Annotated in this window: 18 protein-coding genes; 5 read left to right on the top strand and 13 right to left on the bottom strand. The window is 40.4% G+C overall.

Translation table 11 applies throughout. The annotated features are described in order from the left end of the window. Complete coding sequence (locus FLL46_RS15595) at window positions 1-1020, top strand: DUF4340 domain-containing protein (RefSeq protein WP_142932270.1); 1020 nt, start codon at window positions 1-3, stop codon at window positions 1018-1020. Between the two features lie 132 nt (window positions 1021-1152). On the opposite strand, the gene FLL46_RS15600 is transcribed toward FLL46_RS15595, so the two are convergent. From FLL46_RS15600 to FLL46_RS15635, 8 genes are all read right to left on the bottom strand, one after another. After that, entirely contained in the window at window positions 1153-3486 is a 2334-nt protein-coding gene (locus FLL46_RS15600; RefSeq protein ID WP_142932271.1) for a two-component system response regulator, read from the bottom strand. A gap of 179 nt (window positions 3487-3665) precedes the next feature. Continuing rightward, a complete protein-coding gene (locus FLL46_RS15605) occupies window positions 3666-3983 on the bottom strand; it encodes a hypothetical protein (protein WP_142932272.1) in 318 nt (105 codons plus the stop codon). 132 nt (window positions 3984-4115) lie between these two features. After that, the gene (locus FLL46_RS15610; RefSeq protein ID WP_142932273.1) at window positions 4116-5675 is read right to left on the bottom strand and encodes a transglutaminase family protein; all 1560 of its coding nucleotides are present in this window, start codon (window positions 5673-5675) and stop codon (window positions 4116-4118) included. 324 nt (window positions 5676-5999) lie between these two features. Further along, entirely contained in the window at window positions 6000-10223 is a 4224-nt protein-coding gene (locus FLL46_RS15615) for a cobaltochelatase subunit CobN (RefSeq protein WP_168204191.1), read from the bottom strand. After that, complete coding sequence (locus FLL46_RS15620) at window positions 10213-10584, bottom strand: DUF2149 domain-containing protein (RefSeq protein ID WP_142932275.1); 372 nt, start codon at window positions 10582-10584, stop codon at window positions 10213-10215. The genes FLL46_RS15615 and FLL46_RS15620 overlap by 11 nt, the downstream gene beginning before the upstream one ends. Further along, window positions 10571-11152, bottom strand: a complete 582-nt coding sequence (locus tag FLL46_RS15625; protein ID WP_168204192.1) for a MotA/TolQ/ExbB proton channel family protein — start codon at window positions 11150-11152, stop codon at window positions 10571-10573. Before FLL46_RS15625 ends, FLL46_RS15620 begins: the two co-directional genes overlap by 14 nt. A gap of 124 nt (window positions 11153-11276) precedes the next feature. Next, the gene (locus FLL46_RS15630) at window positions 11277-13475 is read right to left on the bottom strand and encodes a TonB-dependent hemoglobin/transferrin/lactoferrin family receptor (protein ID WP_142932276.1); all 2199 of its coding nucleotides are present in this window, start codon (window positions 13473-13475) and stop codon (window positions 11277-11279) included. A gap of 406 nt (window positions 13476-13881) precedes the next feature. After that, a complete protein-coding gene (locus FLL46_RS15635; protein ID WP_142932277.1) occupies window positions 13882-14418 on the bottom strand; it encodes a hypothetical protein in 537 nt (178 codons plus the stop codon). A 334-nt stretch (window positions 14419-14752) separates the two neighbouring features. On the opposite strand from FLL46_RS15635, the gene FLL46_RS15640 reads away from it, so the two are divergent. Then, the gene (locus FLL46_RS15640; RefSeq protein WP_142932278.1) at window positions 14753-15184 is read left to right on the top strand and encodes a hypothetical protein; all 432 of its coding nucleotides are present in this window, start codon (window positions 14753-14755) and stop codon (window positions 15182-15184) included. A 10-nt stretch (window positions 15185-15194) separates the two neighbouring features. On the opposite strand, the gene FLL46_RS15645 is transcribed toward FLL46_RS15640, so the two are convergent. Both FLL46_RS15645 and FLL46_RS15650 read right to left on the bottom strand, forming a co-directional pair. After that, a complete protein-coding gene (locus tag FLL46_RS15645; protein ID WP_210418724.1) occupies window positions 15195-15647 on the bottom strand; it encodes an acyl-CoA thioesterase in 453 nt (150 codons plus the stop codon). A gap of 77 nt (window positions 15648-15724) precedes the next feature. Next, window positions 15725-16111: a winged helix-turn-helix transcriptional regulator gene (locus FLL46_RS15650; RefSeq protein ID WP_142932279.1), complete on the bottom strand. Its 387-nt coding sequence runs from the start codon at window positions 16109-16111 to the stop codon at window positions 15725-15727. Window positions 16112-16365: 254 nt separating this feature from the next. On the opposite strand from FLL46_RS15650, the gene FLL46_RS15655 reads away from it, so the two are divergent. Continuing rightward, window positions 16366-17022 carry a glutathione S-transferase family protein gene (locus FLL46_RS15655; protein WP_142932280.1) on the top strand — a complete coding sequence of 219 codons (657 nt, stop codon included), beginning with the start codon at window positions 16366-16368 and terminating at the stop codon, window positions 17020-17022. Window positions 17023-17096: 74 nt separating this feature from the next. Continuing rightward, complete coding sequence (locus FLL46_RS15660) at window positions 17097-18191, top strand: alkene reductase (protein WP_142932281.1); 1095 nt, start codon at window positions 17097-17099, stop codon at window positions 18189-18191. A gap of 182 nt (window positions 18192-18373) precedes the next feature. On the opposite strand, the gene FLL46_RS15665 is transcribed toward FLL46_RS15660, so the two are convergent. Further along, window positions 18374-19591 carry a hypothetical protein gene (locus FLL46_RS15665; protein WP_142932282.1) on the bottom strand — a complete coding sequence of 406 codons (1218 nt, stop codon included), beginning with the start codon at window positions 19589-19591 and terminating at the stop codon, window positions 18374-18376. 578 nt (window positions 19592-20169) lie between these two features. Between FLL46_RS15665 and FLL46_RS15670 the strand changes: the two genes are divergently transcribed. Next, window positions 20170-23169, top strand: a complete 3000-nt coding sequence (locus tag FLL46_RS15670) for a TonB-dependent receptor domain-containing protein (protein ID WP_142932283.1) — start codon at window positions 20170-20172, stop codon at window positions 23167-23169. A 114-nt stretch (window positions 23170-23283) separates the two neighbouring features. Here FLL46_RS15670 and FLL46_RS15675 read toward each other — a convergent pair whose 3' ends face one another. Both FLL46_RS15675 and FLL46_RS27860 read right to left on the bottom strand, forming a co-directional pair. Further along, on the bottom strand, window positions 23284-23922 hold the full coding sequence (locus FLL46_RS15675) for an SGNH/GDSL hydrolase family protein (RefSeq protein ID WP_142932284.1): 639 nt from the start codon (window positions 23920-23922) through the stop codon (window positions 23284-23286). Window positions 23923-24375: 453 nt separating this feature from the next. Further along, window positions 24376-25752, bottom strand: a complete 1377-nt coding sequence (locus FLL46_RS27860; RefSeq protein ID WP_142932285.1) for a trypsin-like serine protease — start codon at window positions 25750-25752, stop codon at window positions 24376-24378. Between the last annotated feature and the right edge of the window lie 333 nt (window positions 25753-26085).

Genomic DNA, 26085 nt, shown 5'->3' on the forward strand with positions numbered 1-26085 from the left:
ATGAATAAAAAAATATCAGTCCTTTATATTGTATTATTCGTTCAACTGTTGATTGTTGGAGTATTAGCGTGGAATAACTCAGGCAACGATCCGGCGAGTTCGGCTAAGCCTTTACTTGAACAATTTGCTGAGATCGATAAGCTCACGATTACCGGAGAAGAATCCACAACCGGAGAAGAAAAAAATCAGGTCAACTTGATCAAAACCGATTCTGGTTGGCAAATAACCGAACTGCGAAACTTGCCGGCCAACGAATCAAAAACTTCAGATTTAATTGATAATCTAAACTCGATCCGGGTTAACTGGCCGGTATCAACGACTAAATCAAGCCATACTCGATTTGAAGTGGCCGAAGACAATTTTCAGCGAAAACTGGAAATTTTCAAAGGTGATACTTTAGTGGAAACACTTTACCTGGGAACCTCTCCCGGCTTTCGAAAAAGTCATGTCAGGTCAGCAAGTGATAGTGATGTTTATTCAGTAAAACTGGCTCAATACGATGTTCCTGTAAAAGCAGATGACTGGTTGGATAAAGGTCTGCTTAAACTGGCTGATTTATCAGCTGTTAAAGGTCCGGACTATTCGTTAAAAATTGTCGGTGGTAATTGGCAGTGGGGGGATTCATCAGGCTCTACTGTGACCTCAACCGAAGGTGACATTGAAAATAATGAAAATGCCAAAGAGATGGAAAATACGCAAAGCGGACTTGAAATTGATGTTCAAAAGGCACTTCAATTCACCTCAAAACTTGAGAATTTGCAGGTTTTAAGAGTGGCCGAAAAAAGCGTTTCCGGGCCGAAGCTGTCACTAGAAGTTTCCACAAAAGATAGCTCAAAAAACTATCAGTTCTTTGCGAATGAGGAAAAATACTACGTTAAAAGAAACGACTTTGAGCCGCTTTTTGAAATTAGTAAAACTGATTTTGATGAAATTACCCAGGTAAATCAACCAGCATTAACAGTCGTCAAAAATACGCCGAAAAAAGAGGAAGAAGAACAAAAGACGGAAGAAAATAGCTAGTTAATCTTAGTTCGGGACAATTAATGTCCGGCACGACTTTAGCCGCGAAACAGGATTTAAATGCAGCTTTTCAAATCAGATCAAAAATACCTGACTTGAGTTTCATTTAACCTTTTGGCGGCTAAAAAAATCTTATAGCACTTCAGGCTTACTCAAATAAAAACCCTGTACACAATCGACTCCCCTGGCCTGGATTAAATCCAGATCTTCAACCGACTCGATATGGGTTGCAATAACCTCGACTTTACTTTGACTAGCGGTTTTCACAATCGCGTCAATTAAATTACAACGAGGCATGCTCGTCGCCAACTTTCTTGTTAACGAAGAATCGAGCTTAATTGCATCAACCGGCATTTGAGGCAGGTTTAACAAGGATTGAGAACTCATCCCAAAATGACTGATGATGACACCAAAACCTTTTTCTCGTATCTTCGCAAGATGCTTTTGCCATTGAGGAAAATTAAACAACTCTTCTTCGCCCACTTCAAACCTGAGACGCTTGGGCGCCAAACCAGACTCTATCCAACTAGAGAGTAACTCATCACGAAAATTTTCGTCGGACATAGCTTCGGTCGATAAGGTCACAGAGAACCACTGTTCAGCAGTGCTTTTCTTAGCCTGGCAAAAATCAATCAGCATAGTGATGACTAAACGATCAATGTTTTTAATCACCCCAAAGCGTTTTGCATTTGACATAAAAATTGCCGGAGAAATCAATGCTGTTCCCTCCTTCAATCTTAATGAACAATTAGCACCAACCGACCGCGGAGAATCATCGGCACTGAACACCTGCTGTTGCAATAGCACAAATTTTTGTTCCCGCATTGCACTGGTCAATCGCTTAAACCAGTTACCCTGTTCAGTTTGTTCTTCGGTTAAGCTATTATAAATCGCCCATTGATTACGTCCTTTTTGTTTTGCTTGCTGGCACGCCTGATCGGCTTTCGCCAGCGTCTCACCGATTGAGTCTGCGAAGGCATCTAGAATAGTTGCCCCGACCGATCCGGTAACCGAGTAACTTTTTCCTTCCCAAAATAAGTTAGATTCTTCCAGAATCATACGATAACGCTCGGCCATTTCTGTAAATTCTTTTGGCGCAACATGGGTTAGCAGCACCACAAACTCGTCGCCTGCGAGCCGGCCGACATGGTCAGTATCCCTTGCCCGAGTTTTCAAGTTTTCTGCCAGGTTAATCAACAATTGGTCACCAGCAGCATGACCAAGTTCATCATTAATCAATTTGAATTTGTCTAAATCAATAAACAGTAATAACGAGTTTTCTTTAGTCCTGCGGATACGATTTAATTCTCGATTCAGAACCTCTTCAAAAGCACTTCGATTTAATAGACCGGTGAGATGATCATGATTGAGTTGCCACTGCCAATTTTTTTCAAGTCGCTGTTGTTCTGAGATGTCTCTGAATACAACGACACTGCCTTCGTTGTTATCTTCGCTTCCTAACAATGTAACACTACATTCAACTGGAAATAATGAACCGTCGGCCCGTTGAAACAAAGTTCGCCAATCTCTCAGCTCATCACCCAATAAATATGCCTGTTGTAAAAAGCAATGATCGAAGGATGTTTTCTGGCCGCCGTTATCAATCGGATGAATACATTCGTGGGGAAAGTGCCCCATCAGATCAACCATCGACTGGCCTAGTAATTTTAAAGTGGCTGGGTTAACAAATTGTATTCTGCCATCAGGCGTAACCCCATAAACCCCTTCGGCGACTGAATAGAGTAATCCAATCAGCCTGGTTCGCTCGCTTTCGACCTGGCGCTTTCTTTCAACGCTTCGAATAAGCGCGCTGACACGGGTTAGAAACAAATCTGACGATTCATTTTTGAACATACATTCGCGAGCCCCCGACTTGAGACACTCGTCGACAACCTGCTGTTTGTATTGAGCAGTTAAAATCGCGCAAACCAGCTCGTAGGTTTCTTCACGAGATTGTAATTTTTGGCACAGCTGGGCTCCGTTATCGCCAGGCATAAAAAAATCGATTATCGCCAGATCATACTTATTCTGGTTGGCTTTAATAAATCCTTGCTCTGCATCGTCAGCAACATCTACCAGGTATCCACTCGCCTCTAAAATTTTACGATATTGCATTTGCACTGTTCGGGAATCATCAACCAGTAAGATTCTGCCTCGTTCTGAAGCACTTTGAGGGCTGGTAAGGCGATTAGTGAACGCCAACAATCTTAGTTGCAACTGCTCGTCAGATTGACGTTTTAAGGAGAGTACCGGAACTTCGGGATAACGAAGTGAAAACCGTATTAGAAAATCCTGAAACACCGATGTGGTAAAGTCGACAATTAATCCAGAGGGCTCAGGGTTTAACTCTAACCAGTGTTGAAGCTCAGCAACCGATTCAAACATTAAGACTGGGAACGACTGCCTGGAAAGTTCATCAAACAAAAACTGGCGACCTTCTTGGTCATTTAGTAAAACTAATATCACCTGATAAATTCGTTTATCGCAATTGAGAATACAACAAGCATAGCTTAATTAACTTTAATAAAAAATAATTGTTGTGTTTTTTAACTATTTGGGAGATTAAAAGTTCAGCGGAACAAAAATAAATACTTGTTACAACCAATAGAATAAAGAGTAGGTAATTCTGCGAGTAAAAGCAATTTTTAAAAGTCGATGGTCCGCAGGTTCACTTGGGTTTTAAAAGTCTTACGCTCTTTGATTTGACGGTCAAGACGTTTGTCAAGAATCACCTTTAACTTCTTAACATCATCAATTGCCTGTTCCAGGTCGATTTCTCGCGTTTCAACAATTTGTTCGCACAGCCATTGGCTTAAACGTCCGTCGTCGAGGATTTTGTCTTCAATAGTCGGATAGCTCATAGAACCTCTGAATTTCGTCACTTCCGAATCATACCCGTTGGTAATATTCGCTCGTAAATTAACCAGACTAAATATGCCTGGATTCCACTTTCCAATGGCCAATATTCAAACTGAATGACTGGTCATACTCTTCATACTAGAAACTATCTGCGTTATTGTCTTGCAAAATGGTTGTTTTTTAACCATTTTGTGATTCAACTCACAAATATCTCAAATAGGAATAGTGCGAATTACCTAGTCTAGTCGGTGCCTTTCTTGAAGTTCGGTCAAATGAGAACGACATTTATCAGCATTATTATCAGCATTAACACATTGAGTTAGTATTCGCTTAACTTGTTGCCAATCGCCGGTTTCGTAGTATGTATTGGCCCAGTTAATATGTGCCCCCTGCATATTACGTTTAAACATTTCAGCGGCTTCGCCTTCGCTTTCCAGTTTTAAAAATTCTTGATATTTAGCGATTGCTTTGGTCCACTGTTTTTGATTCCAATAGGATGAAGTCCACCTTGAATAAAGATAACGAATGACAGTGCAATCATCGCTTTTTAAACAATCAGTCGGGTTATCTCCAAAAATTTTCAACGCTGATTCAAATTCCCCATTATCAACTAATTTTTTTGCAGCTTTGTTCAGTGTCACATAGACATTATTTTTAATCTTATCAGCATCACTGATTGCCTGACTCTTATTCCGCAATTCGTTGAGCACTTTTTTAGCCAGACCTACTGCATTTTGAAGTTTGCCATCCTCTAACAGCGTGTAGGCTCTTTGAGAATCAACCCACGCCAGAATATTAGCTAACTCTTTATCTTGCGAAGCGAAACGGACAAGACTCTGAAGATAAGCAGAAATTCTCTCGTACATCTGGTTAAGCGAACGAAAATCTTTGCTATTTTTTAACCGAACAAATTCATCATTGTAAAAATTTAACCGATGCTTGTGTGCTTTAATATTTGATTTATCCAATGAAGTTAATAGTTCAGCCATTCTAAATCGGTCGTCTCTTCGCATTCGCTCCTCAAATGTATGTTGGTTATACATATTTTGAACGCCTAACTGGAATGGAGAAACGATTTCTCGATTTTGATAGTCCTGATAGGTCGAAGGTGTCAAGCCTCGCTGGTTAAACCAGGACAAATCTTCCTTTTCATAAAAATCTTTGTCATGGACCCAATCATATCCAGAAATCGAAGTGGTTTCGATTTCGATTTTTTTACCATCGCTTAAATTTAGTTGGACGAAAACATGCGAAGGCAACAACACTGCCTCAACATCAAGGTTAAATTTCCTTGCTAATACTGTGTATAAAAGTGCAGAGCTGACGCAATTAAATCGTTTACTATAAAATATTTCGCTCAGCTGACTTTGTTCAAAGTAGTAACCTTTTCCAGCATTTTTACGCGAATTTCCTCCGAGAAAAAAATATTCATGCATTGCTTTGTGCAATAAATAACCTTTGCGCCATTCAGATTTCTCTTCGTTGATTACCGATTTATTGGCATTGATGAAGCGCTCAATCGTTTTCTGATGTCTACGTAAGTCACTAAAGTGACGGCTATCACCTGAAGCCATCAGATATAACATCAACAACGCATCAGCATCACCAGATTTCGCCTTACTCACTTGATTAAGAGTCGCTATTTCCAGCTCCGTCAGTGGGCTCCATATTGAGTAAGAAAGAGTGTTGTTTTTTTGACGGGGCTGCGACTGGCTGTAAACATTCATCGGTAACATCACAACCCCAATGATGGCAATACAGACAACAAATAACGAATTCCAACGAAAACAAGACATGAATGCTGACCTAATTAATCTGTCGTAGAGATAGCAATAAATTAGATCTATTTAGTCATACCCACTTGTTAAAATCAAGAACCGATAGATAGTCTGGTAGGTTTTGTAGACGAAGAAAGCATAAGGACATCATGAAAGTTTCATTAATACTCGAAACGTTGAGTCTTGAAACAGAGTTATTGAGTGTCGCAAGCTGCTCGACGCTTACTTTAATTTAACTCAATTTACGAACAAACCTGAATTCAACTTAATTAAATAAAAAAAATTTGGGTCGAAGACCTGTAATAATCGACCCAAATTCCCCGTACAATAAACGGCCAACAACTATATCGGGGTAAATCGGTATGACTTTCTTGATTGATAGATAGAACCTGCAACAACTATCAACAAACATGAAAGTATCATTGCCACTAGACGCATATTCCACTCTTGATCGGTTTCCATTGCATCAACCTGTTCTAATTTTTGCCCCTCAACCTGCTGGCTATTTTGCGCTGGATTAGCTACAGCTGGACTCTCAATTGGGGCCGGTTGCGGCAACTGCATATTTAAGCCATAACCTTGAGCCGAGGTATTAGTGAAATCTCTTAGCTTATCGTTTTCCACAAAAAGATCATGGCGATTAACTAGTTCGATGTATCTCTCTACTAACTTTTTCTGCGTTTCTTCCGACGCTTGCCAGTAGTCTTTTCTAATTGCTTCCAACATTTTTTCAATAAGTTGTGCCTGTGCGCCGGGATTAACCTGTTCGAACCATTCATCTAGTTTCAGATCCAATTTATCTTCCACATAGATTTCATGAAAAGTCTGCCATTGATCGGCTCTGACCAGGTTAGGGTCAACCACTTGCCAGCCCCAGAAGTTTGCAACCTGTGATGCCATGGTCACCGCGCCGCTGTAACCTTCCTTTTGCATTTCTTCTATCCAACGCCTATGAAACTGACGAGTTCGCAACTCTTTTGCTAGAAACTGGGCCGCGTCTTCCATTTTTGCTTTGTTGGCATTACGCAAATTAGAAATCATCATTTTAGGGCTTTTCCCATCGAGGTTTCTCACCGCTAACGACAATGAACCAAAATATTCGAAGGGATCATCGGAGCTTAGCATGCCGTAAATGTTAGAAGACCGAGAAAACATCGCAACATCAGTTCCTGATAATTGTTGGCCGTACAAATCAAGTCCTTCAATCTGCTCTCCCCAACGCTTTGGATCAGTGCCGAATGCATAGCCCATTTTCGAGAGATAATTTTCGGCAATTTTCTTATCACTTTCCCAGGTGTCGCTCGCGAATACAGGTCCATCAGTTCCTGAGCCATATTGCCCTGATGCATTGGAGAAAATTCTGACGCTGGAAAGATAAAGCGCTTCTTCTTCGTCATAACCTTGTTTAATTAAATCGGACTGAATTCGTTGCGTATTATCCCAAATTGAATTATTGGCTTCTTTAAGCTCCGCTACACTTTTGATCGCTTTCGCTAATCGCTGCACCACATTAGGAAAAGCATCTCGATAAAGTCCGGTTGCTGATAAAACAACATCGACTCTGGGACGTTTCAGTTTTGATGCGGGAATAATTTCGGTGCCAATAACACGACCATCGTTACTCCATTTAGGCTTCACACCCATAGCGTATAACGCCTGGCTTTCCAAAACGCCATAATGACGCATCGCTTCAATCGACCACAATGAAAAGGCTAATTTGTCAGGATATTTTCCGTTCTCTTTGTAGTAATCTGTGATCACATTTTCAACCAGCTCTTTACCTTGTTCATATGCCGCTTTAGTTGGAAGACGAGCTGGATCGAAACCATACAAATTAAAGCCAGTTGGCAAAGATTCTGGATGACGAATCGGATCTCCACCGGTTTTTACTGGAATATATTTACCGGCCAGTCCATCGGTTAAATGCTCAAGCTCTTTAATACCAGACAGGTTTTGATAGAGTGTCTTTCCTTTATCAATGAAAACCTGTAATTCATCACTGATGTCATGGCTGTGAGCGACGTTACCGTGCGTGTGAGTCTCATTGCCATGCCTGTGAGTCGATGCACCAACAATAAAATCTCGAACCGTTTTATAGCCTGAAAGATTTTCCAGCTCGGTTTCATTTTCATGAAAACCTTCTTCTCCATGGTCGTGAGCAGCTTTATTTTTATTGCTATCGTCGTGCGAATGGCCTTGCTCTGAATGATCATCATGTGAATGACCATGACCAGAATCTCGATAATGTTTGGCTTCGAACGCAGATGCAGTTCGAATAAATTCTTCACCAAGCATTTGGGTAATTGTCGAAATGAGCAGTCGCTCCTCAGCGAGTTCGCCAAAGGAATGTAATCCTAGTGGTTGGTTTTCTGCAGCTAACTCGCCTAGAAAATCATGCAACACATCCAGAAAATCAGTCATTTTGGCTGAAGTTCTTTGAGTCGACAATTGGTCGATTTTCTCTTTATGCCACCCCATATCTTCACAGATATTTGACTCAACGCATTTGTTGATAATCTGGTCGGCAGTTTTTTGCTTAACACCACCTTCGTCTAACGAATCATATTGGTGCATTAACTCATGAATATCAGCGGAATCACCTTGCAAACCTGCTGCAGCAAATGGCGGCGTCATATGGGAAATAACGGTAGCGCTTCCACGACGCTTGGTTTGCATTGCTTCACCGACATCATCAACGATAAAAGGATAAAAAACAGGCGTATCCCAAACCGCTAAATTCGGTCCGTCGTACTTCGACAAACCTCTTTCTTTTCCGCCGAGATATTCTTGTGAACCGTGTGTACCCAGGTGAATAATTGCATCACTTTGCCAATACTTTCTCGCGTAATAGTAGGCCGCAAGATAGTAGTGATTCATTGGAATCTCACCTTTGTGGTACAAATACTTATCTTGATCTTTATCATCCGATCGCGGCGGCTGACGCATCACCAACATATTGCCATTTCGGATTCTGGGCAAAACAAAATAAGCTTTCCCTTCCTTTTTCACGACCATAAAATTATCTTCGGCTTTTCCCCAATGCTGGTTAATAGAAGAAGTGACTTTTTCGGGTAGTTGATTAAACCATGATAAGTATTCTTTGACTGGCATTAACTCAGCGAGATCTTCTTTGATCAGTTCGTCTAGTTGATAGTCTCGATAAAACGGATCCAGTATTTTGTTGACTTTTTCCGTGTAAAAATCAGGTTCGACACCGTTCAAGTTGTAGCCTTTACTTTCCAGTTCATGACTGATGACGTGTAAACTATCGGGGACATTTAGAAATGATGCCCCCATATCACGATCTCCCCAAAAGAATACCGTAAGCTTCTTTTCCAGGTTAGGCTTTCGCTTTAAGCTAGACATGTTTAAAGCTTTATTAACCAAATGGTCAAGTTGATAATCAATCACCTCGGCTCTTTCCGTTTTCTTATTTCTTGCTGCAATAATTTGCGGGTCGATCACACCGGCAGTTTCAGGCAAAACCAGCAAGAATGGTGTCATCCCCGGAGAAATTCCCTGAATATCATTTTCCCAATCTTTTTGATCGCCACTAAAATAAGTAAGCGCTTGAATAATTGGCACACCAATCTGCTCAAATTCCTGTTTACGTTTATTGGCCCAATGAATGGTTCTAAAATTAACGATCACGTCGACTAATGTTTTACCATCTTTTTGAAGTAGATGCAGGTAAGGTGAGGACATTGGGCTGACTTCGAAGAAGAACGGCAACACAACGGCTCCTTTTGCTTCAAAAGCACGAATAGTTGCATCAAGAACTGCTGTTTGAGAAGACTCAATCAGTGCTCGCTGCAACATTATACCGACAACTGGTTGAGCAGCATTATCAGTAACGAAACTCTCATTCTTTTTTTGAGCGTTGTTTGTCCATTTCAAGTACCCGTCAAGTCCAGAAAAAATCAGCCCTTTGTAGTCGGGGTGATAAATACCAACTTCAGGGTAGATAATGGGCTCTTCAACTTTTACCGATCGATTCTGTAATACTTTGTTGGCGATAAAATTTGCCATGCGAGTCAGATTAAGCTCTCCCCCATTATCGTAATAATCGAATAATTTCTTCGCTTGCTCGGCTTTCAGGCCTTTGGTTAAAACCTGACTTTCAATCCATTTGAGCGCCAAGAAACGTTTAGAAGACTCTTTAACAACAGGCGCAAACTTTTCGAACTCCTTTTTTGACTCGCGCTTTGAGGCACCATCGAACAATACAATATCGAACTCGTCAAATAGCGTTTTTGCTTCGTTCAAATCTTTGAGTTTGGTGACCGAACGAGACTCTACATCAAGCCCAAATTGTCCAGCGCGCTTTTTTAATTCTTCAACTTTAGCTTTATAAGTATGATTCGTTCGGACGACTAAAAGACGTTTATCATTCAAATTGTTTTTAGTATTCGCAGCCTCAGATGAACCTGCTGTGTTTGCGAAAGAGAAATTAACAACCCCAAGCAACATAAACGATGTCAGGAAGGTTTTGACAAGTAAAGCTTTGATAAATAAATTCAACCCCATTTTTAACCTCAATTTATTCGAAAGATAATTACTCAACATTGTTACTGCCTGACTGAGATTGATTATTTTCGTATTCTTTTTTGGAAACATCTTCTTTTTCAGGAACATAAACAATTGACCCATCATTCATTCTGTAGGCGATCCCTGCTTTAACACCATCACCGGCACCAATCTCTCCAGTGCTTTCGTAGGTTTCAATCTTCTCGCCTTTTTTGATGATCATTTGCATGTTGGGTTTGCCGGCATTTTTGATGACGGTCACATCATCTTCCATAAACGGATTCAAAGGATTTTGTGCGATGGCAATGAGTAATGCAGCAACCAGCACAAGAAAGACATCGACAAGATTAACCAGTGACAGAGCTGGATTTATTGACTCATCTTCATCAAGCAGCTTCACTGATTGCGACCTCGCTGTGCGGTATTTTACTTTCTTCCAACAATGGCGTAATGGCAACTAATTCTTTCGCCAACCATTTTTTCTTCTCACCGGCAATCCAGAATGTAATGGAAGCAATCACCAATCCAAAAATAACCGCAGAAAAAGCAATCACCAGGTTTTCTGAAATTCCCTGCACGTTACCATCCGCCAAACTTTTCAATGCCGGCCCCATAGGAATCATCGTAGCGATAAGACCTAGCATCGGCGCTAATCGACTTACGGAGCGAACACCCTGCAAAATATCAAGTGCAGCCACATCAAGTTGATCTTTGGTCACTTTCGGATGGCTGTGCGCAATTTCAACTAAAGGATATCCTTTTAGATTTAAATTGTTAGCTTCACCCAGTTTTAAACCGACAGCTTTTAAATAATTATTTTTTTGCTGCCTTCTTTGCCAACTTTGAGAAAAGAATTCGCCTGCAGCAAATAAACTATAAGCAAACAAAACCACCAGTAACATAATGACCGGTGCCATAAAAAAATCAGACAACTCATACATCAGTTGTTCTAACCACTGAATAATCATCTCGACCCCCAAATAATAATCAGATAATGCTTAGAAAAAATACTTAGAAAACAGTACTCAGAAATTTGCCTCGAAATGATTCGAGGCAAACAAGGTTGATGAATTGTTAATGACTCAACAATTATTAAAACGTCCAGGTTAATCCAAAGCGAAACTCTCGCCCTGGCTCTTGAGCATTTGCAATTGAGGCAGAATCTTGATCTAGTCCCTGGATATTAGCCCAACGCGCGTAGCGTTTATCAAGTAAATTAAATCCGCCGAGTCTCAACCTTAGGTCTTGCGTTACATCAAAGTGCGCGACCATATCGAGCAATCCATAACTTTTACCGGTGACATCATTTTCATCAGCAACTTTATCTTTTCTATCGACCAACGTGACAATTGTTTCGAACCCCCAACGGTCAGAATCGCTTTGATACGCCGCACCAACAACTGCAGTTAAAGGATCAACTTGATTGAGGTAAGTATCGGCTTCTTCATCACGCCCCTTGGAATAAGCAATCGAGTTTCTCATACGCCAGTTATCATTCAACGTCCAAACACCAGTAAATTCAGCACCGTAAATTCTTACCTCTCCAATATTTGTGTCTTGAAACAAATTGATTCCATTTTGCTGCCCGATAAATTGACTACTGATGAAGTCCTCAAAATGGTTATCGTAAACAGATACTGCAACATAGTTACTGCCCATACGTGACTTGAAACCAATTTCGTAACCTTCACTGGTTTCAGGTCTTAAATTAGGATTGGGAACTGTCGCATAACCAAAACCTAAATTCACAAAGGCTTGGTTAGCTTCATCATAGCTCGGTGCACGAAAGCCTTCCGCATACTGAAAGAACCACGCGCTACTTTCAGAAACGTCATAAATTAAACCAAGATTTTTAGATACTTCACTTTCATCTGTCGATTGAATTTCAAATCCCAAATCGACGATATCTTGCAATCCCTGAGTATCGGCATCCATCTCAAATTGGTCGTACCGAATACCGGGAATCAAAGTAAAACCGCTATTTCCAAATACGATTTCATCTTGAATAAAAACACCAGTTCGAGTCGTTTCTGTATCGGGAAAAGTCCTGTTGGGAAAGACTTCGGGTGCAGCCATAGGAAAAGCTCGGATACTACAAGTTGTCGCACCAGTTACACTATCGGTTTCGCAACGATTACGAGGCCGTTCGGTTTCTACAACTTCGTAACTTAATCCGTAAACTAACGAGTGAGTTGCAGATTCTGATTCTATCGTCTTAAATAAAGTCGTCGAGAATCCACTGACATCCTGGTTAAATTCGAAGTCTGTCACACGTTGAGTTGGCGTGTTGTTACCAAACGGTGCATAGTCAAATGAAAAACTATTGGCCCTCAACTGACGCGTATTTTGCAAACCATCGGCAGTTTGCCAAAATACTCGGGACTCAATCCGATCTGCAATAGCAGCGTTTCCATTCCAGTCGTGTCCGATACTAAAGCGAGTTCTTTCATTGTCATCGAGACCAGTGCTCGGCAACTCCGGTGTATCAACTGCTGTGAGATCAAATTCAATTTCTTCGACAAAATTATCGACTGCGAAAGTCCATTTTTGACTGTCGCTGGGTTGATAAACCACCTTAAAAATTCCGCCGGTAGACTCACCATCTTGTGGTGTAAGAAACCCTTCGCCCTTGACTTCTGATTCTGCAAAATCTCGTTGAGTAACTTGCAGCATGTAACCCCATTTGTCAGCCTGACCGGCCACTGTAAAACCCAGTTTCGTCAGGTCATTAGCATCAGCTGCTGAAGCGTTCAAACGTAAATAAACTTCATCATCATTAGTCACATAATCCATCGGATCTTTAGAGCGAAGTAACACTACGCCGCCCAAAGCGTCAGCGCCGTATAGAGCGGAAGCTGGTCCACGAATTATCTCGATAGACTTGAGATCATCCAATTCATAATTGTCATTGCCATAACCGCTTGGACCTGCAGAGAAAACGTCACTACTCTTAACACCGTCAAGTAACATCAGCACGCGTTTTCCATCCATGCCTCTTATAGTAAAGCCTTGATTACCACCTCGACTCCTGGTGCGCATCGATAATCCCGGTTGATAACGAACCACATCATCAAGATCTTCCGCTAATTGCTTTTCCAGTTCCTCACTGTCAATTTGTGTCACTGTTCCGGCAACGTCCTCAACCTCACGAGGTAAACGCGTTGCAGTGATGAGCATCGTGTTTTCTGATGACTCATCATCGTAACTGACGGTATCTGCAGATACCCCTGAACTAACCGCAATCAGTGACGCCAGGCCACCTAAAATCAACGGTTTGTTATTATTTTTCATTTATTTCTCCAAAAACAGACCCTAAAATCATCGCAAATAGTAATCATTATCATTTGCATTATCAACTAATATTTAGAAAATATGCTTATCAGGCTTGGGGAATGTTCAAGGCAGGCATCATATCTATTTGAATTTAAAGTGTTTATTTTGGGGAAACAGTGTTTTTGAAAACGATAATTTTGGAAACGATAATTGGCTGGAAGAGAGTTAATCTGCTTATGGCACTCGGCTACTTCTAGCCTAAGCAGGAGCAACAAAATTAAATCTTAAATCGAGTAGATCCTGAAGTAAGATAGAAAAAATGAAGTATGGGAAAACGATGAAAGCCTGTTGTAAATATATCTATAAAAACAGGCCCATGATTATTGGCAGTGCATTTATTAGCTACAGCAGATTGTTGTTAAGTCTATTCCGCTGGTTTCAACAAAAGAAAACCCGCAGTATTTTCAGGTTTAGCGACGCCTAGAATTGAGAATTGCACTTCCCTTTGACTTTCAAGTTTCAGTTTTTCATCAACCAGAACATGCCACTGAGACTGGCCATTGAAGTTAACTTCAATCAATCTGCCAGAATCAATATCGTGCTCCCAGAGAAATTCTTTCGCATCAAATGATATTTCTTTCTCATTGCCGGTGATAATAAAGCTCAGGAGTTGCTTGGATGCTTCGATCATTTCAATATAAAACGAACTCTGTAATTCATCCACTTCTACAATTTCTATTGGGTTTTGTTTAATTTGTTCGATTTTTTCCGACCATTCCGCATACTCTGCATCTTCAGATTCATCCGGCTCCTCGAATGTCGCAGCAAAATCTACAGCGTTTTCCTCGCTGAAGCTTCTGAGCTGATCAGCTAATGACCCAGGTGGTTCTGCGGAATTTTGTGGTGTCATCGAGCATGCGCTTACGAAGAAAACTACAACTAAGAATACTAAACTTTTCATCAATTTAATGACCTTCAACCAATTAGTAACTGCTTAATATAAATTCGATGCTATTTTGTCGCTTGCGGCTTCTAAACACCTCAAAATAGCGAAAAGTAACTCTACAGACTATGAATTTTAAAAACAAGTGTAATATCTCACAGTTAAATAGGTACTCTGTCTGGTTGGAGTCTATAGCAGGATGTGTCAATTAACCTGAGCAGATTTGTCGGGAGCTACCCAATCTCTCACATTACAGAGTGAGATTTTTCGGAAAACCAACAAAAACTCAACTACAATTTGTGAAGTATACAACGACCGCGAGAATAGTTTTAGTAAACCAGGAAAGATTATAATGAATAGGATATCCCACATCTCTTTGGCTTGTGCACTCACAGCGGAATCAACTCAGGCGATCAATGATGGCATTTGGGTCACCTTTAAGCTCAGACTAAAGCATGACTGCCCGGTGAAATTATTACCATGGCAAACCCCGTTAGAAGGTATTCTGGGAGATCTATTCTTCATTAAAGATGAAAAAGGCTCCCCCATCAGCTATAAAGGTCCGTCGTTGAAACGGCGAGAACCTGACATTACAGATTTTCTTGAAGTCGACCCCGATCAACCACTGATTAACAACTTTGATCTGGCCCCCTCCTATGCCCTCGAGCGCGGTAAAAACTATTCGATCACCATGAAATATTCGTTAATTAATATTATCGATGAAAATAACCGACAACATTTCGTCAGCTGCCATACCAACCAGCTTGAACTTAATATTCGGTAGTTAGGCCCTGTTATCTTTCCCCAGCCACCTGATTTTCTAATCGGTCTATCGCCGCTAAAATTTCATCTGGGATACGACAGGTTTGTGCATCAGCGTAATTAAAATAAACGATCTCACCACGCCCCTTAGCTACAACTTTATTCATTTTATGGCTAAAAACTTCGTAGTGCTGACTAAAGCGCTTCTCTTTAATTTCAGTAACTTTCGCGCCGACGGTAATTTTATCCGGGTAGGTTAAAGGAGCTAGATATTTACATTCCGTCTCGCCTAAAATCGGTCCAATTTTAGTTTTCTGCATCAGGGCATTAATGTTGGTTCGTTCGAAATATTCGATGCGCGCATTTTCAAAATAACGGAAATAAACAGTGTTGTTAATATGATTAAACGCGTCCATATCACCCCATATAATATCCTGAGCGATAGTCACTGAATATTGTGATTTAAATTGTTCTATTGCATTCACTAAGACTTTCCTTATTGGTGTGGTTAGTGCCAAATTTGTCGAAATTATGATCGCAGTTCAGTCTGGCTATCGTTATTTTATTCAGACTGATGGGCTTTTTCATACTCACTACCCCATGCACAGAGCAAATCTAACGCGGGGTTCAATTTTTCAGCCAGTTCTGTAGAGGTGTACTCTACTTTAGGTGGAACTTCCGCATAGACAACACGTTTAACCAATTTGTCTTTTTCCAGTTCTCTCAGCTGTTGAGTAAGCATTTTCTGAGTGATTTTGGGGATAACGCGTTTCAACTCACCGAACCTCAGAGTTTGACCTCTTAGCTGATATAGGATGATCACCTTCCACTTCCCGCCGATTACATTTATCGCGGTAGTTACCGGACAATTGGCCATATCACGACCTTGAGCATTATGCTCGGATTCATCAAAATTTTTTTCGTGGCTAGAAGCCTTAATTTTAGCCATTAGGCACCTCTTGGAAACTTACTATCATTTTCGTACGTACTTGTTAAGTCTATACTCCAACCTTATAGTTACATTGGTTTCTAAAGTATACCATGTATAAATAGTATACTTGCACTATTTTTTATACTCGATTTTAAGCGCCTGTTTTGAGCCGACTTTATATCAAGCCTCAATCTCGATAACTAAATTGAGACATACTCAGCCTGAAAGCAGACAAGAATCGAATCGACACTTAGTCAACAAGGATTATTATTATGTCATTACAGCCAATAGAACTTATCAGTTTTAAAACATGTCCTTTTGTACAGCGATCAGTAATTACACTTTTAAAAAAGAACATTGAGTTTAAAATTACCTACATCGATCTAGCCAATAAGCCTGACTGGTTCTTAGAAATTTCTCCACTGGGAAAAGTGCCAGTCGTCAAATACGGCGACAATATTTTGTTTGAATCAGCCGTTATCAACGAGTTTCTCGATGAAATAACACCAGACAGACTCATGCCCGAAGATCCATTACAAAAAGCCAAAGACAGGGCATGGATCGAATATATCAGCCAAGTACTAGTGAATCAGTTCGTGATGTCGGTTGCGGACAATCAGAGCGACTTTGAAAAACACTCAACGTCTTTAACCGAAAAACTCCAAAGACTGGAAACGATTATTAGCGACGATGCCTATTTCAATGGCGCGAATTTTTCGTTAGTCGATACAGCACTGGCGCCTCTTTTTACTCGCTTTGACATTATGGCTAATACATTTCAAAAAAACTTCCTGGCCGACTTTCCAAAACTGGCAGCGCTCGGCAAACGTTTGACTCGTTTCGATTTCGTTAAGAAGTCAGTGGTTGATAACTTTGAAGAAGTCTATGTCGATTATCTAAAAGGAAAAAACAGCTACTTAACAGCTTAATTTTTCTAAATTAAACACGCACAATTTTGTAACTAATTCTTAAACTGAAAACTTATACAAAACAGGATCAAAACATGTCTTACGATCATTTATTTAGCGAAGCAAAGTTGGGAGACTTAACGCTCCCCCATCGCATTATAATGGCACCATTAACTCGTTCTCGCTCTGCTCAGCCTGGAGACGTACCTCAGGACTTAAATGTAACTTATTATCAACAACGATCAACCGCTGCGCTGATTATCAGTGAGGCGACACAAATATCTCCGCAAGGTAAAGGTTACGCATACACGCCGGGAATTCATTCTAATGAACAAATCCAGGGTTGGAAAAAAATTACCGACGCAGTTCATCAACGAGGTTCAAAAATATTTCTCCAACTTTGGCATGTCGGTCGAGTATCACATTCAAGTTTACAACCCGACGGCGTTTTACCTGTAGCACCTTCGGCAATAGCACCTGAAGGTCAGGCATTTACTGAAGAAGGTTTCAAAGATTTTGAAATTCCCAGAGCGCTAGAAACGAATGAAATATCCGGTATTGTAGAGCAATACAAGATAGCTGCGATTAATGCCAAAACAGCTGGATTTGATGGTGTAGAAGTTCACGCTGCCAATGGCTATTTACTTGACCAGTTTTTAAAAGACGGCACGAATAAACGAACCGACGAATACGGTGGTTCATTGGAAAACAGGGTTCGTTTAACGATTGAAGTCATCAAAGCAGTTAGTGAAGTTTGGTCCGGCGATCGAGTCGGTATACGCCTTTCACCGACAGGCACATTTAATTCAATGTCTGATAGCGACCCTCAATCGTTATTTAACCATCTCGTTGAGAAGCTCAATGCATTTAATTTGGCTTACATTCACGTCGTCGAAAGATTTGGTGATGTCAATGATGAGTCCTTTGACTTTGCTCTACTACGTCAGCGATTTAATGGTGCTTATATTGCAAATGGTGGTTATACCGGCGAGTCAGCGGAAAAAAGTTTAGGTGATAATCAAAGTGACTTTATTGCATTCGGAACGCCCTTTATTTCAAACCCTGACCTGCCGCTAAGATTAAAAAAGGGCGCAAAATTAAACGACGCAGATCCCAATACTTTTTACGGTGGAAATGAGGAAGGTTATACCGATTATCCATCTCTTGAACAAGAATTGAGACCCGCTTAAATAAAGCATTCAGGTATTGCTCCAACCCCCAACCTTCCCCGGTAAATATTACGCTAAATATTTACCGGGGCTTTTATTATTCGTTGTTTGAGTTTCTTCTAATCTTTAGTCACGGCCAACCATGAACTTTAACACGATTAACTTCGACTATTTTTTAATGCGGCAAACTAGCTAACCTGAAATTAGCTATGCTCAAAATAAATCCGATAACAGGAAGACCAGATTGGATAAGGAACATCCATAAGATAACAGACAAAATCTTTTTTATTTAAATCTGCGCAACGAAACAAAAAGTCGGTTAGATAACCATACTCATACCCTTCAACGCCAGAAGCAATCGGCGAGTCCTGGTTAACAATTCTTAGCTCGGGAAATTCAGGAAATCGATCATCCCATATTTCATCAACACTTAATTGACCTTCAGGAATTGAATTATTTGCCGAATAACAGCCGACATTGACACTGCTACACATATCGAGTTTTTTCTCCATAAAAACCATCATAACTAGTCGCTTGGTAGGGTTTTTAATTGAGATGGCAGTTGAGCTACTTTTGGTATCACTATTTAGCGGATTTTTAATTTCATCGGGATTACAAAAAACAAAAGTCGCATCAAAAGGATTATGTTTATTTTTTACGTTGTTAAACACAAGGCAAGAACGATTAGCGGAATAACCTGAATAACCATGAACCAATTCCGGGCTAGAGTAATCTTGCGCGATGCCGACATGAAATTGATCATCACCAATTTTCGAATCACGCATCACAATTTCCGGGCCTCTGAATCCAGGCACATTTAAATGCGTGTAGTGTTGGAAAAACGGCCTAGCACTACTAGAATGTTGTATATTTTGTTTGGAAACCAACGCAAACTCTTTAAGAAAACTTGGATCTTTTTCGCTTTCTGTCAACACATAAGTACAAAATAAAAAATCAGTACTTTCGCCAATTAGATCTCGCATCGCTTCGTAGTGACGCATACGACTATTTTTTTTGTCGCTGTGAGATGCATCGGAAAGAGATTTGTCCGGCATTTCGGTTAACAGTCTTTTTAATTCAGAATGCGAACGACCATACTGTTTAATAGTTACCTGGAATGCTTCCAGCGCTTTTCGCGCCTCGGTAATTAAAACGCCTTTAATTTGTTTCGCTTCACAAAGATCAACAAACTCTTGCATTCCTGCCGTGCCTGGCGCCAGACAAATGACGTCTTTGCCATCGTGGCTTTTATTGACGGCATTCAGTACTCTTTGACTATTTGAGCGATTTATTCCCAACCAGTTAGACATGCCTGCAATACTGCAGGCTGATTTTGGAAACTCCCTGATCAAATTGCGAATCACATTTTTGAGTTGTTCGCCGGTTCGGTTTAATACCATTAAATCTTGCTTGCTTAACATTCTTTCGTCGAATTCCTGTATTTAATATCAGTCTTTTTTACTTCACCAGGTTGCAATCTGAACGAATCAAGATACTAGCCCAAGCTTTGCACAGAATACTTGTTTTTTAACACCAAAATAGCTTTTGTTATTCATAAGCGGTAATTGAGCATAATATAAACAGCCTGAAAACCTAAAACAATTTAACCAAAATATTTTTCCAGAACCGAATATTCTATTAAATCTCAATAAGTTATGGTCCAAGAGCATACCATAACAAAAGCAACCATCCAATTTTTTGATGTTGTTACAACAAAAATATCGAGGTTATTTTTTTAAAATCAATTTGCCCCACTTTCCCCAAACTGTTAGGTTTTAGTGACTATCTTAGATACTATCTTAGATGGTTTCAGGGGAATTTGATATTGAATAATAAACGCAAACTGGTATTTCGCAGTTTTTATGTACTGTTTCCTGGTTATTTTGATCTGCCAAAAAATAACCGGTTGTCGCGTTGTTTCAACTTTTGAATCCTTTTGTATCTGTCAGAGAAAACGCATTTTCCTGAGGGGTAGGTATTTAAAATTCGGAGAATAATAATGCAACCTAAACACAACTACAGTCGGCTCTCCAAAGCAGTTCGGGGAGTTCTCACAATTGCAACGGCATCGATGTTGATTAGTCAGCCCTCCTTTGCCGCAGAAGTAGATGAAGATAAAGATTCAGAAAAAATTGTCGTCACAGGCTCTCGTATTGAGCGTTCTAGTGCACAGATGACGACACCAACCACTGTTATTGACTCTAAGACTATTGAACAGTCAGGGGTTAAAAACATTGGTGACTTACTCCATCGTATGCCAGCACTGCTAGATGGAATCGGGAGTAACAATATTAACGATAATGGTGCATCTGGAGGAACCGCAGACATTAGTCAGGGCGGTTTAGAAAACGCCAACCTCAGGGGCCTCGGAGTTAACCGAACATTGGTTCTTGTAAATGGTCGGCGCCATGTACCGGGTTCTTCAACCTCATCGGCAGTAGACCTTGCAATGATTCCTGCCACACTCATTGAAAGAATTGAAATTATTACTGGTGGTGCATCTGCAATCTATGGTGCAGACGCAGTTACCGGTGTAATCAACATCATTTTAAAAAGTGATTTTGAGGGCACGCTACTAGATGTTAGTGCAGGAACAACTGCTGAAAGTGACGGCGATAGTCAAAATCTGGCAATTACCTGGGGCAGTAATTTTTCAGACGGCAAAGGAAATATCACACTTCACGCAACCTACTCAGACGATGAAGAAATTCCAATGTCAGCAAGGGATTACGCGAATAGAGATCCTGGCTTTTTGCCAAATCCACAGAATGTAAACTCAGAAGATGGCATTCCTGATACTATTTTCGCTCAAGATGTTCGTTTCCAGGCACTCAGTGAAGAAGGTTTATTTTACGTTCCAAACGCTAATTATCAGTTTGGAAATACACCAATCACCGATTTACCTTTCCCTACATTTGCCAATGACCCACTTTTCCTTCCGTTCGGAAGAGTAGGTTTCGATACATTCACCATCGATCGAGACGATGGTTCATTCAGACCTTTCGTCGCAGGCCAGAATTGCGGTGTCGTTCCATGTGATGGCGGTGATGGTTTTCGAACGCAAGAAACAAATACGCTAAAAGTTCCCAGCGAAAGAATTTCTTTTAATGCGAGCGGCCGGTACGATGTGAATCCTGATTTAAGACTATTTGCCGAAGCTAAGTACGGTAAAACAGAATCCGCGGCTTCCGGACAGGCGAGTGTTTTCCATGACGATAACTTTGGGCCATTAATCACGATAAGAAGTGATAATCCGTTCCGCCCGCAAGAATTAGTCACATTAATGAATGACAGAAACCTCGATGTTGTTGCACTCGCAGTCGTCGGACTTAATTCTCGTTCAGTTAACACAAGAGAAACGACGCAATTCACATTCGGTGGTGAAGGCAGTTTCGGTGGTAACTACGACTATAACTTTTATGTTCAACATGGCAAAGTTGAAGGTGAATTTCTTAGTCAAGACCTACTCAACGAACGCTACTATGAAGCGCTAGATGCGGTTGCTGATGCCAATGGCAATCCAGTCTGTCGAAGTGGTAATGCCGCTTGTGTCGCGTTTAACCCGATTAACAATCTAGCCTCGCGAGAAGCGCTTAACTATGCATCAGTAATGCTCAAGAGTGACAGCGAGATTACACAAACAATAGGTTCCTTCTCAATTAGTGGAGATTGGTTTGAAGCACCAGCAGGTACTGCTGAGTTTGCTGCTGGAATAGACTACCGACGTGAAACTGCAAAAAGTAATCCAGACCCATTGTCTCAAGCAAGAGACGCCGACGGCATAGGCTCAGGATTAGTTGGTTCGACGACTGGACCTAGTCGCGAACAAAACTCTTTCATACTACCGGTAAAAGGTGATTACGACGTTAAAGAACTATACGCCGAAACGATTATTCCTCTAGTAATGGACGAAACACTTATAGATTCACTCGAACTCGAAGCAGCAGTAAGGTATGCAGATCAAAGCGAGACCGGTGCCGACACCACTTACAAAACTGGGATAAACTGGGGTTTGAATAGCACTTTTCGAACTCGCGTAACCTACTCTAAAGCTGTTCGAGCGCCCAATATTCAAGAGCTATTTGCGCCACAACAAATTTCAGGAGCCTTTGTAACGGATCCTTGTCACGCAGGCAATTTGGCAAGTCGACCTCAAGATCCAAACGATCCGCATCGCGTGAATTGTGCAGCATTAGGTTTGGCACCAGATTTCCAATCTCAGGCAGCTTTCGGCACGCGTATTTTAATTAGTGAGGGAAATCCCGAATTAAATCCAGAAGAAGCGGAAACTCTGACGGTTGGTTTTGTGGTTACTCCTAATAATAACTTTAGTTTTACCGCAGATTATTGGGATATTGAAATTACTGATGCAATTACCAATTTTGATCCTAATGACATCCTTAGAAACTGTGTCAGCGGTGAAGCACTAAACCCGGCATTTTGTGGTTTAATCAATCGCGACGCGAGTGGCCAGATCGTTAATATGAGTTCACAAGCGATTAACGCTGCAAAATTTGTGGCCAGCGGTACTGATGTAGAAGCACGATATACTTGGGAACTTAATTCAGGATTGCTAAGTTTATCGTTTAACGGAACTTATTTAGATAAACGAGAATTTTTCCAGAATCCAGACGACCCAGAAGATGTAACCAGTCTAGCAGGACAAGTTGGAACTCCTCGGTTTAGAGCGCTAATAAATACTTCTTACAGCAACGATGATTTCTCAGCCACCTGGTCTATGAGTTACATTGGTGAGAGCACATTTAACAAGCTCGCGTTACCAGAACAGTACCCAACCGAGTTTGATAATAAGGTTGAAGCTTTTACCTATCATAATCTTAACTTCAACTATCGCTTTACTGATGACCTCAGTGTTTATCTTGGTATCGATAATGTGACCAATAAAGAACCTGTCAATCTGCCTAACTTGAACTCTGGTGGATTGTTATACGATGGAATTGGAAGAAAATACTACGCAGGAGTGCAAATTTCCCTATAGACTGTTGTTGTCTATTTAGCGCCACTTTATAGTGGCGCATTTTTATTTCTGATCTTGTTTTAGCTTTATCTTTCCTGGAACTACACCTAACCTCAATTTTTCACCTGATTTGCTTTAATGATAAGCAGGCAACATTTGAATTAATTTCTCTCTAACCAACTGAGACACCAATGCGTGCCCTTTTGAGTTCGGGTGAACGCCATCGCCACTTAACAAAGACTCTTTATCATTTTGATTAAATGGTGAGTATAAATTCAAAAACTCAGACTCAGTTTCAACAGAGATTTTTTCTAAAATTAAATTATACTGCTGAATATCTAAATCATATCGTAGCTTATCGTGTTGATTGACTTTCCCCTCAATCGTATTCGATATCGGTAACAAACTTAGTATCAACACTTTGCAATCTTCCAATTTTGCTGTCGAAATAGCATCGGTAAGATTTCTAATGAAATAGTTGGCTGGAACAATATTTTTATTTTTGTGAACAACAATATCATTAGCACCATAGGCAAAGATAACTAATGTTTTTTGCTTACCGATTTTTCTTGCTTTGAGTTCTACAGAAAATCGTTTGACCAGCCCATCAGTTGTCTCCCCTCCTATTCCCAGGTTATAGAGAAAAACTTCTTGCTTGAGCGAGTCAGCATATTGCTCAATGTATCCTTTTTTGAGTCTATCAACCCATCCACCATAGTTTTGATCGCATTCGCCAAAAACAATACTGTCGCCAAAACACAAAATGTTGACCATCTTAAAAACTAACTCCTCAATTCAACAATTAAAAGCAATACTATTTTTAATTGTAAATACTTATAGCTGACTTAATATAAAATGCCTTTAAAAAACGAGTGGATTTATACTGTCACTTTAAATTAATTCAGCGATAGGAAACTTTTTTCATTAACAACTTGATGAACCAGAGAGTCAACCACTACCAAACAGCCATGTCAAAAAATATACTCTTTACAAAACGTTTTATAATTAAGTGTTCGGTGAAAGATGGAACAACTGAAAACAGGTCATTAAGTTGAATGAAGCATCATTAACTCAAAATCTACTGAGTTTCATGAGAGACTAAGGCAATTGTAATTAAGCTTTTGAATTTAGGAAAGAGGATTTAAAAAAAAGAGCGGGAAACCCGCTCTAATCAACAACAACACATGTTAAACAGTTTTATTATCTATTCATTGAATGCAGCCTGAATTATTGGCAGTTTCCTTGATTATCCCAAACCTGAGTAAAGACGTCGGGTTGTGCACCTGTTGAGTACCAGGTCGATTCGTATCTGACACCATTGTAGGAAACCACATCACCCGGCACGTAAGAAGTCAAAGAACTCCATTCGTTTAGACCACTACAACCAGTATTATCATCGTCGTCATCATCGTCATCGCCAGCAGTGTAACTAGCAGTTAAAGTCGCTCCGGAATATTGAGAGTAACCCACTAACATAACGTGATAAGTTCCCGGTTGAATATTGTAGATAGTACAGTTTTCACTGTTACCATTTTTATAAGGGCGGCAATCATAGCTTGAAGTCGTTGGTTGAGAACCCGCTTTTACATACAAATCAACGTCTCCTGAACCACCAGCAGTAACAAAACTCAGGTTAGTTGCGTTAGCTGGAACATCGAGATAGTAGTATTTCTTACTATCTTTCGCGCCGCTAGCACTCACAGCAACACCATTAGCTAGTTTTGAAGAATCATCGTCATCATCATCGTCGTCATCTGAGCCGATATATTGTTCTATCCAACTCTTGTAGCTAAAAGTTCGAGTAAACGCAGTTGCACCACGGCAACTTCTTCCCCAGCTTACAGTGCCGATGCTATATGCAGTTCCATTTTGAAGCGCAACATACGGGCCACCACTGTCGCCGTTACAGGCCGATTTGCCACCGGCGCCACTTCCACAAACAACACTGCCATCTATTGTATTACCGAGCTGCTGCTGACATTGTGAAGTTGAAAGAACCGGTAAATCCACTTCTCTCAGTACATTACTTGGCGATCCTTGATTAGAAGTTAGACCCCACCCAGAAACAGTTACACTTTTTCCGACACCAGCAATTGCTTCTTGAATTGCCTGAGTGGGTAAAGCCGCGCGAGTGTGACTTGAATTAGCCGGTGTACTCAGTTCGAGTAACGCAACATCATAGCCATACTGCACATTTCCACTCCAACTTGGGTGTCGAATTATTTGGCTAAGTCGATGTGTTTGCCCTTCATTACCGTTGCGATAGTGCGCGCCTAAACGCACTGTCAGGTTACTGGTGGAAACCCCTGACAAACAATGTGCTGCGGTTAAAACCCACTTATCAGCAATTAATGTACCGCCACACCCCTGACGCCCATTCATTAACAACATTGCTTGATAAGATCGTGAACCTTGCGCAGATTCAACACCACCAACAATATTTGGATTAATTTCTGGTTCAGTATTAGTCAAAGTTTCCGTTGCAAACAAACTAGCAGAAGCTAAACCGGCAACGCCCAAAAAAAGAGTTCTCATAAAACGAGTTTTCTTTCGACTTATTCTTCTAAGTTCTTGATGCCTTTTAATCATTTCATTTAAGTGCATCTTTGTACCTCCTCGTGATACTTAATTTATATAGTTTTTTAAATAAAATATTTATTATTTTTTCTAAAGTTATAATTTTGTAATAATTGCAGGTCTAATATAAACCTGCCTAAAACTATACAAATTCGAAGAGTCTATAGATTTCATAATCGTGCCATTTTTTTTAAAATTGTTGCCTTTGTTAGCAAATACTTCAAACACGTTCAACAATTAAAGTTAACCACATCAACATATTTAATTGACCTGGCTCGAGCTACCAAAAGAACAAAAAACAACGAAAAAAACTGGTTAATATTACCGAAGGGATAAGCTAACCTTTTCATCTCAAATCAA

The sequence above is a fragment of the Aliikangiella coralliicola genome (assembly GCF_007004725.1).
Taxonomy (GTDB): domain Bacteria; phylum Pseudomonadota; class Gammaproteobacteria; order Enterobacterales; family Kangiellaceae; genus Aliikangiella; species Aliikangiella coralliicola.

Excerpts from the sequence above, each read along its gene's own strand:
- FLL46_RS15595 (WP_142932270.1), top strand. The coding sequence starts at position 1 with ATGAATAAAAAAATATCAGTCCTTTATATTGTATTATTCGTTCAACTG.
- FLL46_RS15610 (WP_142932273.1), bottom strand. The coding sequence starts at position 5,675 with ATGTCTTGTTTTCGTTGGAATTCGTTATTTGTTGTCTGTATTGCCATC.
- FLL46_RS15615 (WP_168204191.1), bottom strand. The coding sequence starts at position 10,223 with ATGTTGAGTAATTATCTTTCGAATAAATTGAGGTTAAAAATGGGGTTG.
- FLL46_RS15625 (WP_168204192.1), bottom strand. The coding sequence starts at position 11,152 with ATGATTATTCAGTGGTTAGAACAACTGATGTATGAGTTGTCTGATTTT.
- FLL46_RS15630 (WP_142932276.1), bottom strand. The coding sequence starts at position 13,475 with ATGAAAAATAATAACAAACCGTTGATTTTAGGTGGCCTGGCGTCACTG.
- FLL46_RS15635 (WP_142932277.1), bottom strand. The coding sequence starts at position 14,418 with ATGAAAAGTTTAGTATTCTTAGTTGTAGTTTTCTTCGTAAGCGCATGC.
- FLL46_RS15640 (WP_142932278.1), top strand. The coding sequence starts at position 14,753 with ATGAATAGGATATCCCACATCTCTTTGGCTTGTGCACTCACAGCGGAA.
- FLL46_RS15650 (WP_142932279.1), bottom strand. The coding sequence starts at position 16,111 with ATGGCTAAAATTAAGGCTTCTAGCCACGAAAAAAATTTTGATGAATCC.
- FLL46_RS15655 (WP_142932280.1), top strand. The coding sequence starts at position 16,366 with ATGTCATTACAGCCAATAGAACTTATCAGTTTTAAAACATGTCCTTTT.
- FLL46_RS15660 (WP_142932281.1), top strand. The coding sequence starts at position 17,097 with ATGTCTTACGATCATTTATTTAGCGAAGCAAAGTTGGGAGACTTAACG.
- FLL46_RS15665 (WP_142932282.1), bottom strand. The coding sequence starts at position 19,591 with ATGTTAAGCAAGCAAGATTTAATGGTATTAAACCGAACCGGCGAACAA.
- FLL46_RS15670 (WP_142932283.1), top strand. The coding sequence starts at position 20,170 with ATGCAACCTAAACACAACTACAGTCGGCTCTCCAAAGCAGTTCGGGGA.
- FLL46_RS15675 (WP_142932284.1), bottom strand. The coding sequence starts at position 23,922 with ATGGTCAACATTTTGTGTTTTGGCGACAGTATTGTTTTTGGCGAATGC.
- FLL46_RS27860 (WP_142932285.1), bottom strand. The coding sequence starts at position 25,752 with ATGCACTTAAATGAAATGATTAAAAGGCATCAAGAACTTAGAAGAATA.